The organism is Haloarcula sp. JP-L23 (assembly GCF_011602445.1).
Taxonomy (GTDB): Archaea; Halobacteriota; Halobacteria; order Halobacteriales; family Haloarculaceae; genus Haloarcula; species Haloarcula pellucida.
In genome coordinates, this window is record NZ_CP050014.1 from 1,688,303 (window position 1) to 1,705,094 (window position 16,792).

Sequence of the window (16,792 nt, forward strand, 5' to 3'; positions counted from 1 at the left end):
GGAACGTGCAAAAGTCCAGACGGCCGGGGACGTGTTACACTCCGATATCGGGGTGTGTCGGGGCTACTGTTGCGCGCTTGTGGGGAAACGCGCAAAATCTATCACAGGTCGCCGGGAGCCAAGTCGTCGAATATTCTCCGCGCTACTTTGTAACTCGACTTTCCTAAGATGCCCTCTTCGCGGTCCTCCATGTTCAGCCCGCAATGGTCTGCGACAGCCTGTAGCGCTGAGTAAGGCGGCTTAGCGTCTGCTAATCCAGTCTCTTCCCGGACTTTGAGGCAGGTTTTCAACATCGCCAAGTTGTCCTCGAACGGGTCACCGTAACCCTCCGCCCGTGCCACGCCTTCGAGTCCGGCGTTGTAATAGTCGGATTTGGCCATATTCTCCTGCGTATGGCCTGGGAGGCCGCAGGTGCACGACTCGTCTTTCGGGAGTATGCCGTACTCTTTGAGTGTCGAGACGGCCGGCGGCGAGTACCTGTTATCAAGCCGTTCGGCGATATCTTCGACGTGGTACGTCGTCCGCTCGCGGTCGGCGTCGTCGGGGCCGCCAGGGTAATAATCCTCGACGAAGTGCGTAACCACGTCGTCGACGCTATACCCGGCCGCAAGTCCCAGCATACCGGTCAGCACGTTCACTTTGTGGGTGTTTAGATTCTCGTCGTCTGGGGCCTCTTTTCGAAGCGACAGACCGGCGGCGTAGCACTTCGGCAGGTCCGCGGGCGGGTCGATCTCGTCGCGCTCGTATCCCCCAGCACCGGAATAGCCCGAGTCGTGGATTAGCGCCGGTTCGCCGTCGAGAGTGATGCGTTCGGCCGCTTCGGCCGGGTCGAAATAGTGCTTTATCGTCTCGTCGTTCACTATCTCGTAGTTGCTTTCAACGCCCGGTATATCGGCCGGTGCCACAACGTGATGTTTCACGTATTCACCCCGAACGTCTATACCAAACGGGAGCTCGTCGACCGTCCGAAAGTCAGACTCTTGCCCCGTCTCGGGGGTGTTCACGACAAAGTAGACGTGAAACCCGCCGTTTTGGCTTCTAACGACCGGCGTATCTTCGGGCACGCCCACACGCCCGGGGTCGAAGTTGTCGGGCGCTTTGTGGATATCTAAGTCGAATACAAGCAACTTGTGGCTCATGTGCTCTCTGTCCCGAATACCGTTCAGTAACCAACTCTCGCGCGGGAATTTCTCAACATCGCCGTGGCTATACACCTTGTCGTTTTCGGCGAGTGGCGTACCGTAGCCGCCCCACGCTTCGGCCGGTCTTTTGCTCCCGTCGCCGCGTGCCTTGAGGTAATGCAAGTCTTCAAACGGGAATTTCATGCGTTTGCCCCCTGTTCATGGGCGTCTTTAGCCGCCTCTAACAGCGTCTCGGGCAGAAACGGGCTAGTCCACTCGAACCCGTCCCGCAACACGAACAGATTAGCACGGGACCTGGTTAGCGCCACGTACCAAGTCCGGTACTCGTTCTTTCGCGTTTTCTCGCTTTCTAACATCCCCTCCTCAATCGTCCGGGTTATCCCATCGTACACAACGACGTTCTTCGCCTCGCTACCCTTCGAGGCGTGGATTGTGTACACTTTCGTCTCGACACCTCTAACGGGGTCGTCATTCTTGTTCAGGGCGGCTTTCATCGCCTCACGGTCCCGGTCGTCTATGGCGCTGCCCATGTCGGACGCCCCCGAATTGTTCAGGTGCCGGACTGTCCCGCTGCCGCGTGTGTAGACATCCCAAAACTCCGCCTCGACGTACTCGTTTAGTTCGTCACCGTGGACCACCACCTCAGCGCCCACGATCTCATTAGCCGCCTGGGTAACATCGGACCGGGATTCGCTCAGATATTGGTGGTTCGTATGGTCGAGGAGAGCGGCTGCCTCACGCGCTCGAAGCCTCACGTCTGATGGGGTCATACTGCCGCTGTCGCTGTCACTGTAGGCCATTAGCCCCGAGCCACCGCTACTCCCCGGTGTTACACCTTCGAGACGCTGTAAGGCGTTATAGAGCGCTGTCCGTTCCGCCATTTCCTCTTTCGCGCCCCAACCGTCCACGTCCATACTGTTTTGAACCTCAAACAGTATCCCCGCCTTTTCCAGCGCACGGGCCACGCCTGCCGCCTGTCGCTGGGTCCGACTGAGAAACATCATATCCGTTCCGTAGTTCTCTACCATGTGCGCGGGTGAACGCGGTGTATCGGGGCTTGGGACGTTCCACCCGTTTTCGCCCGAGTGACTGAACCGGGGCGAGCTGCCAGTGTGGAACGAACCAGAATTGTCGATCTCGACGGGCGGGCGGATGTGGGCGTTCTCCAATACCGTCGTCGCCGCTGCCCAATGCTGTCGAGGGGGTCGCTGGTGGGCTCTCGGTAGTAGAACCTCAGGAACGTCTAAACGCTCGAAAAACTCGGGGTCCGCCCCCGCATAGGTGTTGACTACCTGTAGCGGGTCTCCGGCGACTATCGCCACCTCTGCCTGCTCTATCCACCGCTCGCTTAGCTTCGCCATGAGCGGCGTAGCGTCGTGGTATTCGTCGATAACAACCACGTCCTTGTTCGCCTGGACGCCCTGGTCTATCGGGGCGCGTAGCTGTTCCCAAAAGTCGAATTTGTCGTTTTGGGCTTTCCAATCCTGCCAGTCGTCGAACGCCCGCGCCACGTTGCCCGGGTATTTGTCCCTGAGATCGTCCATCATGGGGATTTTCTCGCGGTCCGTTTGCTCATGCAGGTCTAACAAGTTGTTCGCGGCGTAGTCGAAGACCTGAAAGAGTAGCTGCCCCGGTGGGTCGTCCCACGGGTTCCGCTTGTCGAACCTCAGGCTACGCCCCTCTGCGAAGCTCTTTTTATCGTACCAAGTCACCATGTCCCCGACTCCGCCCACCATACGGTTCGCGCATGCGTGAGTGGTCGCTATGTAGCGCGTAGGTCCGTCCGTTGGGTCGGACAGTTCACTTTCGGGGATTATCCCCCAATTGGCGAGACGTTCGAGCGTTTCCATAGCGAGGGAGTGGCGGTAAGTCGCCCAAAGCACATCATTAAGCTGGTAATCATAGTCGTCGAGGAGTCGGGCCACTCTCGCCGCGCTTTCCGTGGTTTTCCCGGTCCCGGGCGGCCCGTTCAGTTTCACGCTTTCGTCCGCCGCGCGCTCGTCTATCCCGGTAATCTCAATGTCGTCTAAACTCAAGTCACTCATGCAGTATCACCAACGCTATCGAACCCGTCACCGTCGTCCTGGGCGTCATCAGCGCCCGATTCGACGGGTTCTGTAGTTTCCTGTTGTTTATCGTCCTGTCCATCGTCGAGGAACGCCGAGCCCTGACGAACTGTAACGCCTGCGTTCGGGTCGGGTACGTAGGTCCGTGGCGTCCCTATATCCGGTAACAGCGTCCAAAACCGCTCATCGCTGCCGTTCACCCACTCGCTCATAGACGCACCGGACGTTCCGGGGACGGTGAGGTTCCGGGCGTTCAGCTCGTGGTACAACGCCGCCCGCGTTATCTCGGCGTCGTCTAAGATGGGCTCAATCACCGACTCATGGACGCGGATCTCTTTCACGGAGCCGTCGAGTAAGTCGCGGTCGTCGGTGGGGGCAAGCGGGTTTGCGGGCAGGTCCGCCCACCACCCGGGCAGGTCGTAGTTCTCTCGGACAACCCATATCCCGGTATGGTCGAGCGCACTTTCGGGCGTTCCGTATCCCGTGAGTCGCTTTATTTTGTTCCTGAGTGTCTCGAACGCTTTGGTTCGAGCGCCGCGCGTGTAGGTCGTGCTGCCGCGCGCATCTATCATCTCAGCCATGAAGTCGCGCCATTCCTCACCGCCCCGGCGATCTTGAACGGGCTTCGCGGTGTTCACGCCGCCCGACTCATGGATTAGATCGCGGAATTGGGGGAAAGCGAAATGGCCGCGCCCGTCCTTCCCGCTACGGGTTTCGACTTTGAACGTCCCGAAATCCCAAATGTATTCAGCGCCCTGTCGGTGGTCCGTCGTCTTGACGACCGTCACCGACTCTAACCGTTCCTCAACAAATTCGTCGAGGGGCTGCTTGTCTGCGCCCCGGTGCTCCTCAACCGCGTCCTTGATTTGCTGTTTCAGATCTGTCTTCGTGAAAAACTCGGTCTGCTGGGCGACAGGGCCGGCGAACGCGCCCACGGGTTGATTCATCCCGTCCGCGAGCGCCCGGGCTATCTCATCGACGAACTTGCTAACCTGCTCCTGTTCGGCGATGCCCGCCGCTGCCGCGTTATCAGCGTCCGCGTGAGCTTCCTCCAACTCACCGACAGCGGTTTTCATCGCATCCCGGGCGCGTCCCGCCGGGGTACCGTCCGCATTACTTTGGTCCTGTTCGTCGTCAGTCATGAACGGGACCCTCTCGGACGGGCACGCTGGCCGTTTCTATAGACCCTTTCTCGGGGGGTGAGGCGATAGAGGTAGTTGGGCTCACACTTCCTGCCCCCGCGATCCCTTCGTCAACACAACCCTTGTCCGCTGGGGGTATATAAAACAGCCTCTCGCTTCGCTCATCCCCCGCGAAAGGGTATAGTAAGGTAGAAACCTCACACATCACTCGACAACCTCCCGGCAGAATGGGCAACCACTGTCGTCAACCAGGCTGCTCGACCGCTCGGAGATGGATCGCCGGCAGCGCGGGCACGTAGTCGACGTGTCGACAGTGTTCGGCCCGCTCATTCGCCGTCACCTCCGACAAGCGGCCAGCTCGTGCCACAGTCCGGGCAGACGTCGCCGTGGAGATCGATGCGACAGTCGGGACATTCACCGCGTCCCAACCGTTCCAGCCTGTGTCTGAGGCTCATTGTGCACCCTCCAGCAGAACCTGCGCCAGTTGCCCGACCGGTCCATCATCTTCGGCTAGCCGCTCGACGCCAGTCTGTTCCAGTTCAGCGCCGCACAGTTCGCACCGATACAGGGCGTCGTCGCCCGCGCCGGTGGGTGCAAACTCACCGTGACACGCACTCCTGTAGCAGGTGAGGTTCGCTTTCACTCCGACCACCTCGTCAGGTCGGATTGCTCGCCACCCTGCCACTTCTTGTAGGCCTCGCCCAGTTCGGAGATAGGCGTGTCCTTCGGGCACTCCCACAGGAATCGCGCGCTGCTGTGCGTGGGGAGGCCGTGGTTCGGCGGGTTATTTGCCTGTTCGTCCGTATCGTCATTTTGGGCGTCTTCACGGACGTCCCGAACGCGGTCTGACGGTGCATCTTTGGAAGGGTTCGCCGTCAGGCCGTGAGATTCGTGTTTCGTGCTCATTGTTCCGGATTCGCCAGAACAGAATGGGCCTGGCCGGTGGGATTCTTAGGAGACGAGAACGAACTACCGCATGCACAGTCGTTCTCGGCCCCGTCCCAGCGGGGTCACACCCTCGCACCGACAAGCGGCGCGTCTGTCTGACTAACTGGAGCAACGGATGTAAGCCGCTTGTAAGCAGACAGGTCTAACACCTTAGCGTGTTATTGGGGAAAGATTAAAATATGAGTAACACTATAGTGTTAGATATGCCACGTAGTAATGGTTTCCTGACCCCGGGGGACCGAGAGAAGCTAACCGGCGAGCAGAGTTTAGAAGACTACTCAAATGTATCTGAATGGAAGAAAAGGGTACGAAATAGCATCACGGGCGTCTACGAAGATATGGCACTGTTAGAAGCATCCCCATATTGGACATCTGACGACTTCGCGAAGGTGTTTAGAAACGCAAACAATAACACCGCAGTCCTCAGTCCGTTGTCCATAGAAGGCCGCGAGAACGGGATTTCTGGCGTTCGGGCTCAAACGAAAATCTACGGAGATACGATAAACAACTTCGCTGAAAATCTGGAAGATTTGGATATCGGCTCGTCGTGGCAAGACACTGAAGAAGTGGAAAGGGAAGTTCAAGAGATGTTCGTCCGGAACGTCACCACCGTGATTACGGACGTGTTGCATCTGGTTGGTGCGACAGATGACGATGTGATAAGAGAATTCTTTGAAGATGTGTGGCCTGAGAGGGAACGCGCTTTGGAGATCGTAGAAGACGAACTCGCTAACGGCTGAGGAACGCAATCCGCCCGGCCTCCTTGTTTTAGGGTGCTTGTAAACGTACTGTAAGCTGTAATGCCGCGAAAAATGCTCGCTGTCCACCGTAACAGCAGGGAAATGGAACTGTGGCAAAAGGCGGAGCGAAAGGCGCGCGAGGAGATGGGAGACAGCGCACGCGAGGGCGAAGTTCTGGCACGGATTTGCGCCGAGTATCTCGGAGAAGAGCCGGTGTTTCCGGGAGGAGGGGCATGAAACACGACATGCCCGAGTGGTTCATCCCCAACGACGAGCAGGTCATAGCGAACGAGCACGAGACCGAACAGATCGGGGAGCACGGCGACCTCGAAGAGCCACTGTGTCCGCACTGTGGGAATCCATATCTAACCTCCTCGGGCGACTTCTACACTCACGAACTGGTTGAAGTACAGTCCGACGTCCCCGGCGAAGATCCAAAACTCAAGACGGGTCTTGCGTGCGTGAATGGGGAGAAGCGCCGGATGAACGGATTTGGAGAACCAGATACGGAGCATTATCTGCTATGACCCCGCCTTTCGACAACGACGACAACGACGACGGCGGAAAGCGCGTCCGCGACGAAGAGGGCTCTGTCGACCAGAAACTCAAGGACAGAATCATCGCTGCTCGCAACCGCGTCGACGAACGGGAAGACTCCTGTTTCGTCGAAGCCCCGCTTGAAGGAGTGCGGCTGAAACGCCCTCAGCTCGTGCGAATCTGGTCCACAGCGGTCAAGCAGTATCTCCGGGCCATAGAGCCACTGCTCCGCTCCGAGGAAGTCGAGAATAGCACGTACTACTACCGAAAAGCACCGGTTGTTGAAGAGACGCTATACCCGCCAGACGGGAAATATCCGCCTGAAAACTCATCCAAAGCAAATGGACGGGAATCACACAACTACCGTTGGTCGTTGTTCTATCGCCCGGATGTGAGCACGCGAGAGGCTATTGCCAGCCATCAACACAACCAGTTCTCCCGTGCATTCGCCCCGCCGGAACCGAAGGAAGTCACTCTACACGGCCTATATGACGTGTTAGAGACAAACGGAATCAGAAAAGAGTGGGCTATCACGACGAATCCCGACACGATTCCACCAGAACAAAACACGGTATATCCCACGGTCCAGACACCACTCCGGCGCGAATGGTTGGAGAAGAGCGTCCGAATCGCTGACGAATTTCTGCAACAAGCCGGGATTAGCATCGACGTGGGCTATCAGTCCGAAGACGATCCCGACGAGAGCGCATTCTAACCATGTCTACAGGCACCAATTCGCCGCCAGAACGGCTACAGAAGCCCAACGAGAACCATACTGCATGGTTGCTCCGCCGCGTCTGGGACCGCGTGAACCGTGACAATGAGCACTTCATGGCTACTGTCGTCGGCCGTGAGGGGAGCGGGAAGAGCTACACGGCGCTGAAAATCGCAAACAGTCTTGACCCGTCGTTCAACGCCGACCGCGTGATATTCGACGTCGCGGAGCTGCTGAAGGTGCTGAAGAACGGCGACCACGAACCCGGGAATTTCTATGTCCTCGACGAAGCCGGCGTCTCGCTCGGCCGGCGAACGTGGCAAGACCGCAGTCAGATTCTCGCGAACCAGGCTCTGCAGCTCATTCGTAGCCACAATCTCGGCCTCATCTTCACCCTGCCGCGGCTCTCGGAGCTCGACAGTCAGACACAGGGGCGACTACAAGCGGTGCTCGAAATCACGAAAAAGAACCCCGACGAGTGGGTTCGGCTCAAGTGGAAGTTCATCGACCCGGACCGGATTGATTCGAGCGGCAATATTCTCAAGAAGTATCCTCGCCGCCTACAGAACGGCTACAAGAAGCGAATCACTCGCAACACGTTCGCCCCGCCGGAGGATACCGAACTTGTGTCGACCTATGAACGGCGGAAGGGTGAGTTTCAGGATAGTGTGTACGAAGAGACGATTGAAAGCCTCGAAGACGCTGAGGAAGAGGAAGAAGACGGCGGCCTAACGGTGAAAGAGGTGGCCGCACAGGTGGCCAACGATGGTATAGGCGCTGTCGTCGGTCGCCACAACCAGAACAACCGCCCATATATAAATGCGGACCTAATCCGGGCTGAGTATGAAATCACACATCGGGACGCTCGCACGGTTAAGAGTCTGCTTGAAGAGCAATACGACACAGAAGAGTTACAGCAGCACACGTAGGTAGGTTACACACACGGCCGGAGCGCATACAGTTAGTATAGTAACGCGCGTAATGCTGATTTCTGGCAGAAAGCCACCAACGACCGCCACCACGGGCATCGTCATTTTCTCACAACAGCAGAAGATCTCTCCCACCCGCCATCGTCGAGGGCCGGAGGGAACCGCACAACACACACACACCTATCACGCACGCACGAACACTGTAGCCCGCTCAAGTAGCTTGAATAAGTGAAAGGCTACACCAGCTTGCGGGCACGGGCAAGCAGAGTCCCACTGTAATCGTTCTTGCCTAATTTCATTCGCCGCCGTAGTAGATAGGCGGGAGCAATCCACGGCGCGCCCAAGAACAAGTGCGCCAATATCCAGAGGAACCACCAAGGTTTATAGACGGCCTCCGACTCCCCCAGGTATTTTGCATCCTTGTAGTAACCCGCCAGTGACAGAATATTGGTTACAAATAATGCGAGCCCGAGGGGTAAGTAGAGTATCACCGAAACATCGCTAAATCCAGAATCTGGAAATGCCAGAACTGGTATCAGTAGAATTAGTCCACCAACCCAAATCAAAATCGTAGTGTACATATGCCAACGGTATGCTTTTGGATTTTCCATTTCATCCATGTGATTACTTACCAGAACACTCCCCCTTAGTGTTAACTCCTAAACAGGCCATCCATCAACACACTTTCTGTATCGGTCACCCCTCAAAGCCCGGGAATCCCGACAGTCCGGGCAGCTGCAGACCGGTTTCCGGCCCGTCAGGTGTGGGGGTTGCGTCTCCAGAACCGCCCTGCAGCACGTCGCCAGTGAGGGGATTGCGGAACTCGGTCCGTATCTCATCGACCGTGCCGAGGAACCCCGACCGCTCCTCATCGTCGTCGCCACGGCCGCCCCGCACCGGGTCGGCGAGCGGTTCCCGTCGCGCCTCGGCCCGTGCCTCGGCCCGCGTCTCCTGCCGACTCTCGCTCCGCGTGTCTTTCCGGGTGTCGAACCGCGTCTCGGTCCGCGTCTCGGTCCGCGTGTCCTGCCGGGTGTCCTGCCGCGTCTCGCCCCGCGTGCCGGCGAGCGGTTCGGACCGCAACCCGGCAAACGGCTCAACCCGCGCCCGCTCAACCTCGGCGGGTCCCACGTCGACGTCCGGCCGCAACCCCAGCCCGACACCGGCCCCGACACCCGCGCCGGGTCGCACCTCGGCCTCCTGGGCCGCCTCGGTCCGTTGCTGGGCGTCCGTCGCCGTGTCCGTCGTCGCCTCGGTCCGCACGGCACCGAATAGCGCCTCGCGCGGCGATGGCGGCCCGCCCGCCGGTCGCACCTCCGGCCGCTGGGCGCGCTCTCGAAGGTCGTTATCCGGCACCCGGCCACGGTCGGCGGCCACGCCGCCACGCTGCTGTTCCGTCTCGGCCGACCGGAACCCACGAACGTTGCCCGCGCCCGGCTCGCCCTCGGCGATGCGCTCCGGCCGCGACTCCGGCGACCGGCCGCCAGTCGGCCGCGTGCCGAACCGACCGCCACGGGTCGGGTCAACCGTGGCCCGCGACCCCGACAGGTCCTCGGCCGAGATCGTCGGCGTCGTGTCGCTCGACCCACCGGACCCACTCGACCCGTCACTTTCACCGGCACGCGACCGGCCGAGTTGCCCGCTCTCGTCTCGGCGGAACTCCCCGGCCCGCCGCCGAACGTCCACGTCACCGATAGCACCGGCCAACCGTGACGTGCCTGGCACGCCTCGGCGAGCGGCCGCTATCGCCAGCTCCTCGCCGGGCTGTATCGTCGTCGCCGCCGCCCGCGCCCCACGCGCACCGCCGGCCGCACGTGCCCCGCGGAGTATCCCGGCCGTGCCCAGCGTGCTCGCCCCGAGCGTCGACAGGAACCGGTCGGGCGACTGCTGGGCGGCCACGCCCATCTCGGCGGCCGTCACGGCGGCCGCGCCCCCGGCCCGCTCGACGAACTCGCCGCCCTCGCCGGTCGCCGCCGCTTCGGCCCCTTCGACAACGAACTCACCCGCCTCTATCGGAGTGAGACCGAGGCGCGGCAGGTTCCCGACCGTTCGGACCGCCGCCTCGGCCTGTGCCTCATTCGGGATACCGACACCCGTTGTCACGTCCTCCGGGTCCTGTCCGGGTTGAGTGACTGGTTGCAGGAACCCCGGCCGCGCCGACGGGTCGTTGACGAACCGGCCCACATCGCCCGCCGTATCGGCGGCCGGGTCAACCACGGCGTCCTCGTAGCTGTTGAGCACGTCGCGGAACCCACGCTCGACCACGCCTTGCCCACCGAAGGCCTCGCCCGTCTCGGCATCACGGTCCTGCTGGCCGCGCTCGACCGCCGCGCCCGGGTCGACACCGAACGTCTCGGCGAGCACGTCGCCCGCCGGCACGTCCGCGCCCGTCACGCCACCGCCGCCCCGCCACGTTCGGCCGGCGTGGCCGGCGCGGTCGCCGTCGACGAGTCGGCCGCCGCGGCATCGTCACGGGCCTGCCGCCGCGCCTCGGCCCGCACGTCACCCGACACCGACACCTGCCCGCCCGCCCCCACCGTCACGTCACTACTGGCGAACGGCCGGTTTAGCTCCCGCTCGACCGCCACCTCTGCCTGCTGGGCCTGCTGGCCCTCGGCGACGAACTCGACCCGCTCGCGCCCGACGGGCGAGAGGGTGGCCTGTAACTCGTCACCCTCGCGGGTCACCATGACGTCCTCCTCGCGCAACTGCGCGCCCGACTGTCGCAGGTCGCCCGACAGGTCGCTAATTTGCTGGCCGATTACCTCTTGCTCCAGACTCTGGGCCTGCTCGCCGACACGGCCGCCCTGACTCTCGACCGCGCCCGTCTGTGTGGCTTCTGGCTGAAACGTACGCTCGGGACTGTCAAGTTCTTCCGACGGCGCGGCGCTCGGGTCCGTGACGCCGGGGCCGCCGATACCCTGCCCGGACTGTGGGCGGTCGGGGCCACTGCCGCCCCCACCGCTTCCGTTGTTCGGATCGGCGATACCGCCACCCGCCGAGTCGTCGTAGCTACCGCCCTCGAACCCGCCGACACGGCCGGATTGCAGGCCCGGTGGTTCCTGTGGCGGCTGGCTGTCACCGTCACCCGACCCACCACCGCCCGACCCGCTGTCGCTGGCTGCCGCGTCGGCGAGATTACGCAGGCCGCGGTCCGACCCGGCGACCGGCGTAGCCCGGCCGCCGCCGCTCGACCCGCCACCGCCGCCGTCGTCGTCACGGTCGGGGCCGTCGTCGTCCGTGTTGTAACTGTCCGATTCTTCGAGGAGTCGTCGCCGCTCGGCGGCCGACCCGCCCTCGCGGAAGGCCTCGGTGAAGGTATCACCGGCCTCGGTGGGGTTCCCACTCATACGTAACAAGACGGCCTAAAAGCGTAAAAAACGAGAACGCCAGGGAGAACCACGGCGGGGGCAGTTACAATTTCGCGATTGCGGGTGTGGATCTCTGGTCAGTGTGTCTCATTACCTGCCGATCAGGCGATCACCGTGCCGCTGTAGAGACCTCGCCACTCTCCAGCGGACGCTTCCCAGTATGCGGGTTCTGGGGCGTTCGTGTTCGTCCCATCTGTTCCGTCATGGCGCGCGAACTCGTTCGGGTAGTTCCCTGTTCTCGCGGTCAGGTCCTCCGGCATTTCGTCGCCGTTGACCGACGTAAACGCCGAGAACTCTAACCCATCGTCGACGTGCTCCCGGACGATGTGGCTGTCCGACACCGTGCCGGTCACATCGACGCCACTCGCGCCGTAGGAGCGCAGATAGCCGATGTAGGAGTCTTTAAGTGTCCCAGCGACCCGGACGTTCGGATTACCGTTTGCCGCCGTGTCATTGGACTGCGCGATGAGAGAGCCGACTGCCAGCGCCTCCGTCGTGCCACTGTCGAACAGCACGCCGAAATTGGTGTTGTTCCACGCATAGGCTTGGGAAATCTGGATTTCGCTGATCGTGTTGCCAGATCCGGGCGAGAAATAGATTCCATTGTTCCCGTTGGTCGACGCCCAGAGCTGGCCGATAAAAATTCGGTGCATCCCAGCAGCGCCGATGTAGACGCCAGATCCGCCGGCCTTGTCAGTGAGTACACTCCCGAACCATGCCTCCATTTCGCCTCCCTCTATCGAGAGGCCGTTACCACCGTGCTCTAAGGCGAGTAGGGAGTGAATGCGGTTCCCTCCGTCAACTCCAGACGTGTTCCAGAGGAGGCCGTTGCCCGATGCGTTCTGCCCGAGCAACCAAATCGCGTTGATGGTGTTGTCGTGAGTTTCGCCGAGCACGTCGATTCCGCCGTTACGGTGGCTTGAGACCCGGAGGCCGCCAATGTTGTTCTCGCGCGTATCTCGGTTCACGGAGTCGAAGACTGCTCCCTTGAAGGTCCCCGAAATATCGACGAAGTCAAAATGAGAGAATCGAGTGCCGTCGAATTTGACGCCAGGGGCCGACGTAGTGTTGTTGTTCGGGTCTGCAACCCTCAACGTCCCCGAGGCAGTGAAATCGGATACGTTGAACTCGAACGCGGCGTTATCCGCCGAAGGTTGGAACTCAACGCCCTTGCCGACAATCCACGTTTGTCCGTCGGCAGCGGTAACGAGGTCGGCTGTGTACGTCCCCGGTTCAAATTCCAGAATCCCATTGGTGCCGGCATCATTCACCCTCGTTTGCAGATCATCATTGGGGTTGACCTGAACGCGGTTGTTAATCGTGTTCTCTGTACTGACCGAATTAGCGCTGATACCGTCGCCGAACACGTCGACGGGATTCGACGGCGTCCCGACGTCGGGCACGCTGTCGGTATCACTCGCATCAGCGGACGCCGCCGAGGTCGCGCCGCCGCCCAGCAGCCCCCCGACGCCGAGTGCACCAGCACCTTTCAGCACGTCGCGACGAGACACCCGCCGCTCGACTCGTGCCTGTGCGAGCTCCGCCAGCGCCTCAAGCTCCTCGTTGGAAAGATCGTGCAGCGGGCTCGTACCGCCTGTTTCGCTCTTCGACATATCTAGATGTAGATACGGACTGGACTAGGAAAAAGCAGGAAGGCCAGGGGATTTTCGGCAGGCTACAGACCCAGTTCTTCGAGCAGTTCGGGGTTTTCTTCCCGGAGTCGGTCGATGCGGTCGATCGCCCGGAGGATATCCATGTCTTCGGCAGTGTCCTTCTTCTCGTCGGTATCATCGTCTAACCGCTCTTTCGCGGCCTGTGCGTCCGGTGCATACACAGTCCCGCACGCATGGCACGCCTTCGCGTCGGACGGGAGTGATTGGCCGCAGTGGCAGATGTTCGGGGAGAGTCGGTCGTCTTCCTCTTTCTCCTCACGCTTGCCTGCAGCGACCTCCGCCTTCTCGACATACGTTCCGTCGGAGATGTGTTTGTATACCTCCTCGAAGGTCGTGCTTGAGTCTGAGTGCCCCAGCAGGTGCTTGATCGTGTCCGGTGACATATCGTAGTCACCGGCGCAGATCGTGGCGAAGTTGTGTCGGAACGCGTGCGGGTTCGCGTCCTTCTCGACGCCAGCCTTGTCGGCGATTTTCTTCACTGCTCGCCAGATATTCGTCGTGTGGAGCTGGCTTCCGGGGTCCTTGCCCGGTCCACGGAAATCGTCCCGTTGTGTGATGAAATAGTCGTCCGGTTCGCCCGTAGGGTGGTAGCGAAGCCACTCACGGCAGGCCTGTTCGGCACCGAGCAGCGGGCGTTTGCCTCTCGCGTTCTTGTGCTGTCCCTCTTCGTGGTTCAGATACAGCAGGCCTTCGTCGACGTCGATATCTTTCACTCGGAGCTTCTGAATCGCACTCACACGCTGGCCTGTATTCAGTAGCAGCTCGAAGATCGCCCGGTCGCGTGGGTGTTCAATCTCATCCCGCATGGCCTCGATCTCGTCCTCGGTGAACATATCCCGCTCATCGACCGGCGTTTGGTCGCGGGAGTAGCGGAACAGGTCGTCAGGGTCGACGGGTTCGCCGTCGTAATAGCTGTAGAATTTGACTGTGTTGTTCTGATATGCTCTCACAGTGTTCTGCGAGTAGCCGCCGTCTTTCGCTTCCGGATGCGTCCCTCGGTACAGTGCTTTGAACGTGTCGTTAAGGTGGTCTGCTGTCGCTTGAGTGAGTGGCGTGTCGATGCACTCCCCGACCTTCGTTAGGTCGCGTGCGTAGTTGTAGAGCGTCGTGATAGCCTTTGTCTGGTCGCCTTCCGGTGGGCGTGGCGTCTCTAAGTTCGGATCGTACGCATCGAGAAATTCGAGGATTGCATCCGCGTCCTCCGTAGTGAACTGGTCGATTATCGTCTCACGTTGATTCTCGTAGCGGATTCGAGGTTTCTCGCTATCGGCGACCATGCGAAATATATCGCATGGGTGGCGCATAATCGTTTGGATTACTTGCGCCACATGCAGTGTAGCACCCGGAAAAACTGTGGCGTCTCGTAGTCCATACCGTCGCTCGACGCTCCGCGGCCGTCTTTCTTTCCGTTACTGCCGGACGTACAGGGTCAGGACGCCGAGCGCGAGGAGTACCAACCCCACAGGAGGTCCGACCGGGCAGGAACCGAGGACGAGCGTCACGATACCGGAGGAGACGAGCGACCAACCGAGCGTGGTCTGGTAGGCCATACGACGTGTTGGTGACAGAGACGGAAAGGTCCGGGGCCGACGACTGAACGCTTATTCCCGGCCGCGTACAACGACCGGCTATGACCGACGACGGGACACCTATCGAGGAGCGCGTCGGCGACGTACTCCGGGACCGAGAGGAGACAGTCGCCGTCGCCGAGTCCTGCACCGGCGGCCTCGTCGGGTCGCTGTTGACCGACGTTCCGGGCTCTAGCGACTACTTCGACCGCTCCATCGTCTCGTACTCCTACCGCGCGAAACAGGAACTGCTGGCCGTCTCCCGCGAGGCACTCGACGCCCACGGCGCCGTCTCCGAACCCGTCGCCCGCGAGATGGCCCAAGCGGTCAGAGACACCGCGGGGACCGACTGGGGCGTCGCGACGACGGGCGTCGCCGGTCCCACCGGTGGCTCTCCGGAGACGCCGGTCGGCACCGTCTACATCGCCGTCGCGCACGCCGCGCCGTGGGAGACGAACGACTCCGACTGTACGGTCACTCACTACGAGTTCGACGGGTCACGAACCGAGGTCAAGCACCGTATCGCCAGACAGTCGCTCACGGACCTGTTAGACGCCACACAGGAGGAGTAGCAAAACCTATCGGACGGCCGGCCATCGGACCGCGTAGATGAATAAACGCGGGCACGTTCTGAACGCGGTCCTGCTGAGCATCGGGCTGGGGTACGTCCTCGACCCCTCCGGGGACGTCTCGACGTTCGCGACCATCGCGGAGGTGTTCCTCCCGGTGGTGCTGGGAGCGCTGTTTCCCGACGTCGACACGGCTTTCGGCAAACACCGGAAGACGCTGCACAACCTCCCGGTCCTGCTACTCTTTCTCGCACATCCCATCTACCACGGCGGGAACCTCCAGTGGGTGTGGCTCGGCGTGCTGACCCACTACGTCCTCGACTATCTAGGGTCGCGGCGGGGTATCGCCCTGTTCTACCCGCTCTCGGACACGGAGTACGGCTTCCCGTCCGGCGTCACGACGTCTAGCGACCGGGCCGAGATAGTCACGGTGGCCATCACCGTCTTCGAACTCGCGGCCATCGCGGTACTGGTCCACGTCCTGCCGCAGTACCTCCCGCCGGAAGTGACACAGGCACTCGCCGAGAGCACGGCGCTCGTCGCCTAGTACACCTTGATGTCGTCGAACTTCCCGTCGTAGGCGACGTGGTCCGGGTGGGTCGGTGCCGTCCCCTGCAACATCACCCGGTCGAACTTCTCCCAACTGTTTTCGTACCCTAAGTGTGCGAACTCCAGCCCGCGGCGGAGCGTGTGGCGCAGGCCGTCGCGGTGGACGATGCGGCGTGGGACCTCGTCTCGCAGGGCCCGCGCCAACTCGTCGGCCGTCTGCAAGGCCTCGTCGAACGCCGTCCACGCCTCGCCGATGCTCCCGTGGAGGTGCGCGTACGAGGAGGCGAACGTCGGCAGGTCCGTCTCGCGGGCGAACCGCCGCGCACGCCGGTTGTGGTGTGGGAGGTGTTTCGGGTTGTACACTTCCACGGCGTCGATGACACTGGCGTACGTCCGCAGTTCCTCGATGCCGAGGCTCACGCTCAGGAACCCGGGATGCGGGACCAAGACGGCGGCGTCCTGTCGCTCTAGCTCGGCCATCGTCCCGTCGAGGGTCAGAAAGTCCGGGACCTGCTCGTCGAGGCCGACGGCGAGGACGTGCCGGCGACGCTGCCACGTCCCCGTGAACAGCTCTCGACCCGGGATGACGGTCAACTCCTCGTCGGAGAACCGCTCGGCTTTCGCACGGATGTCCGGCAACCGCGTGAAGTGTGGGGCGTACACGAGGGCGTCGAGTCCCCGTGCCTTCGCTCGCTGGACGACACGCTCGTCCATAATCTTGACGTGTAGGTCGACGTGGAACCCCTCACTCGTCACGGCTTTCGCTATCCCGGTGTCACAATTAGAGGTTTCCATTTACGGAAGTCGTCCGGCGTCGTGGCGAACGCTTTTGGTGTCGCACGGCCT

At 61.3% G+C, this 16,792-nt stretch carries 18 protein-coding genes; 6 read left to right on the forward strand and 12 right to left on the reverse strand.

Translation table 11 applies throughout. The annotated features are described in order from the left end of the window. Positions 1 to 101 precede the first annotated feature (101 nt). From G9465_RS08600 to G9465_RS08620, 5 genes are all read right to left on the reverse strand, one after another. The gene (locus G9465_RS08600) at positions 102 to 1,325 is read right to left on the reverse strand and encodes a bifunctional DNA primase/polymerase (protein ID WP_166968992.1); all 1,224 of its coding nucleotides are present in this window, start codon (positions 1,323 to 1,325) and stop codon (positions 102 to 104) included. Then, complete coding sequence (locus G9465_RS08605) at positions 1,322 to 3,187, reverse strand: UvrD-helicase domain-containing protein (RefSeq protein ID WP_166968994.1); 1,866 nt, start codon at positions 3,185 to 3,187, stop codon at positions 1,322 to 1,324. Before G9465_RS08605 ends, G9465_RS08600 begins: the two co-directional genes overlap by 4 nt. After that, a complete protein-coding gene (locus tag G9465_RS08610) occupies positions 3,184 to 4,350 on the reverse strand; it encodes a hypothetical protein (protein WP_166968996.1) in 1,167 nt (388 codons plus the stop codon). The genes G9465_RS08605 and G9465_RS08610 overlap by 4 nt, the downstream gene beginning before the upstream one ends. Positions 4,351 to 4,801: 451 nt before the next feature. Beyond that, entirely contained in the window at positions 4,802 to 4,993 is a 192-nt protein-coding gene (locus G9465_RS08615) for a hypothetical protein (RefSeq protein WP_166968998.1), read from the reverse strand. After that, positions 4,990 to 5,256: a hypothetical protein gene (locus G9465_RS08620; protein ID WP_166969000.1), complete on the reverse strand. Its 267-nt coding sequence runs from the start codon at positions 5,254 to 5,256 to the stop codon at positions 4,990 to 4,992. Before G9465_RS08620 ends, G9465_RS08615 begins: the two co-directional genes overlap by 4 nt. Positions 5,257 to 5,477: 221 nt before the next feature. On the opposite strand from G9465_RS08620, the gene G9465_RS08625 reads away from it, so the two are divergent. From G9465_RS08625 to G9465_RS08640, 4 genes are all read left to right on the forward strand, one after another. Beyond that, a complete protein-coding gene (locus tag G9465_RS08625) occupies positions 5,478 to 6,038 on the forward strand; it encodes a hypothetical protein (protein WP_166969002.1) in 561 nt (186 codons plus the stop codon). A gap of 233 nt (positions 6,039 to 6,271) precedes the next feature. Next, a complete protein-coding gene (locus G9465_RS08630) occupies positions 6,272 to 6,565 on the forward strand; it encodes a hypothetical protein (protein WP_166969004.1) in 294 nt (97 codons plus the stop codon). Continuing rightward, a complete protein-coding gene (locus tag G9465_RS08635; RefSeq protein ID WP_166969006.1) occupies positions 6,562 to 7,290 on the forward strand; it encodes a hypothetical protein in 729 nt (242 codons plus the stop codon). Before G9465_RS08630 ends, G9465_RS08635 begins: the two co-directional genes overlap by 4 nt. 2 nt (positions 7,291 to 7,292) lie before the next feature. Beyond that, on the forward strand, positions 7,293 to 8,219 hold the full coding sequence (locus tag G9465_RS08640; protein WP_166969008.1) for a hypothetical protein: 927 nt from the start codon (positions 7,293 to 7,295) through the stop codon (positions 8,217 to 8,219). Positions 8,220 to 8,455: 236 nt separating this feature from the next. Here the strand turns inward: G9465_RS08640 and G9465_RS08645 are convergent, their stop codons facing one another. The 6 genes from G9465_RS08645 to G9465_RS08670 form a co-directional block, all read right to left on the reverse strand. Next, positions 8,456 to 8,839: a hypothetical protein gene (locus G9465_RS08645; RefSeq protein ID WP_166969010.1), complete on the reverse strand. Its 384-nt coding sequence runs from the start codon at positions 8,837 to 8,839 to the stop codon at positions 8,456 to 8,458. A 76-nt stretch (positions 8,840 to 8,915) separates the two neighbouring features. Beyond that, positions 8,916 to 10,610: a hypothetical protein gene (locus tag G9465_RS08650; protein WP_166969012.1), complete on the reverse strand. Its 1,695-nt coding sequence runs from the start codon at positions 10,608 to 10,610 to the stop codon at positions 8,916 to 8,918. After that, a complete protein-coding gene (locus tag G9465_RS08655) occupies positions 10,607 to 11,566 on the reverse strand; it encodes a hypothetical protein (RefSeq protein WP_166969014.1) in 960 nt (319 codons plus the stop codon). The genes G9465_RS08650 and G9465_RS08655 overlap by 4 nt, the downstream gene beginning before the upstream one ends. A gap of 122 nt (positions 11,567 to 11,688) precedes the next feature. Further along, positions 11,689 to 13,200, reverse strand: coding sequence for a twin-arginine translocation signal domain-containing protein (locus G9465_RS08660; RefSeq protein WP_166969016.1), 1,512 nt, complete (start codon positions 13,198 to 13,200; stop codon positions 11,689 to 11,691). Between the two features lie 62 nt (positions 13,201 to 13,262). Next, a complete protein-coding gene (locus G9465_RS08665) occupies positions 13,263 to 14,537 on the reverse strand; it encodes a tyrosine-type recombinase/integrase (RefSeq protein WP_166969018.1) in 1,275 nt (424 codons plus the stop codon). Positions 14,538 to 14,669: 132 nt separating this feature from the next. After that, on the reverse strand, positions 14,670 to 14,810 hold the full coding sequence (locus G9465_RS08670) for a hypothetical protein (RefSeq protein WP_166969020.1): 141 nt from the start codon (positions 14,808 to 14,810) through the stop codon (positions 14,670 to 14,672). Positions 14,811 to 14,890: 80 nt separating this feature from the next. Here G9465_RS08670 and G9465_RS08675 point away from each other — a divergent pair, with 80 nt between their 5' ends. Then, complete coding sequence (locus G9465_RS08675) at positions 14,891 to 15,400, forward strand: CinA family protein (protein ID WP_166969022.1); 510 nt, start codon at positions 14,891 to 14,893, stop codon at positions 15,398 to 15,400. 37 nt (positions 15,401 to 15,437) lie between these two features. Then, positions 15,438 to 15,944: a metal-dependent hydrolase gene (locus G9465_RS08680; RefSeq protein ID WP_166969024.1), complete on the forward strand. Its 507-nt coding sequence runs from the start codon at positions 15,438 to 15,440 to the stop codon at positions 15,942 to 15,944. Here the strand turns inward: G9465_RS08680 and G9465_RS08685 are convergent. Continuing rightward, positions 15,941 to 16,702, reverse strand: a complete 762-nt coding sequence (locus G9465_RS08685) for a PHP domain-containing protein (protein ID WP_193571747.1) — start codon at positions 16,700 to 16,702, stop codon at positions 15,941 to 15,943. The two genes, G9465_RS08680 and G9465_RS08685, sit on opposite strands and share 4 nt — an antisense overlap. Positions 16,703 to 16,792 lie beyond the last annotated feature (90 nt).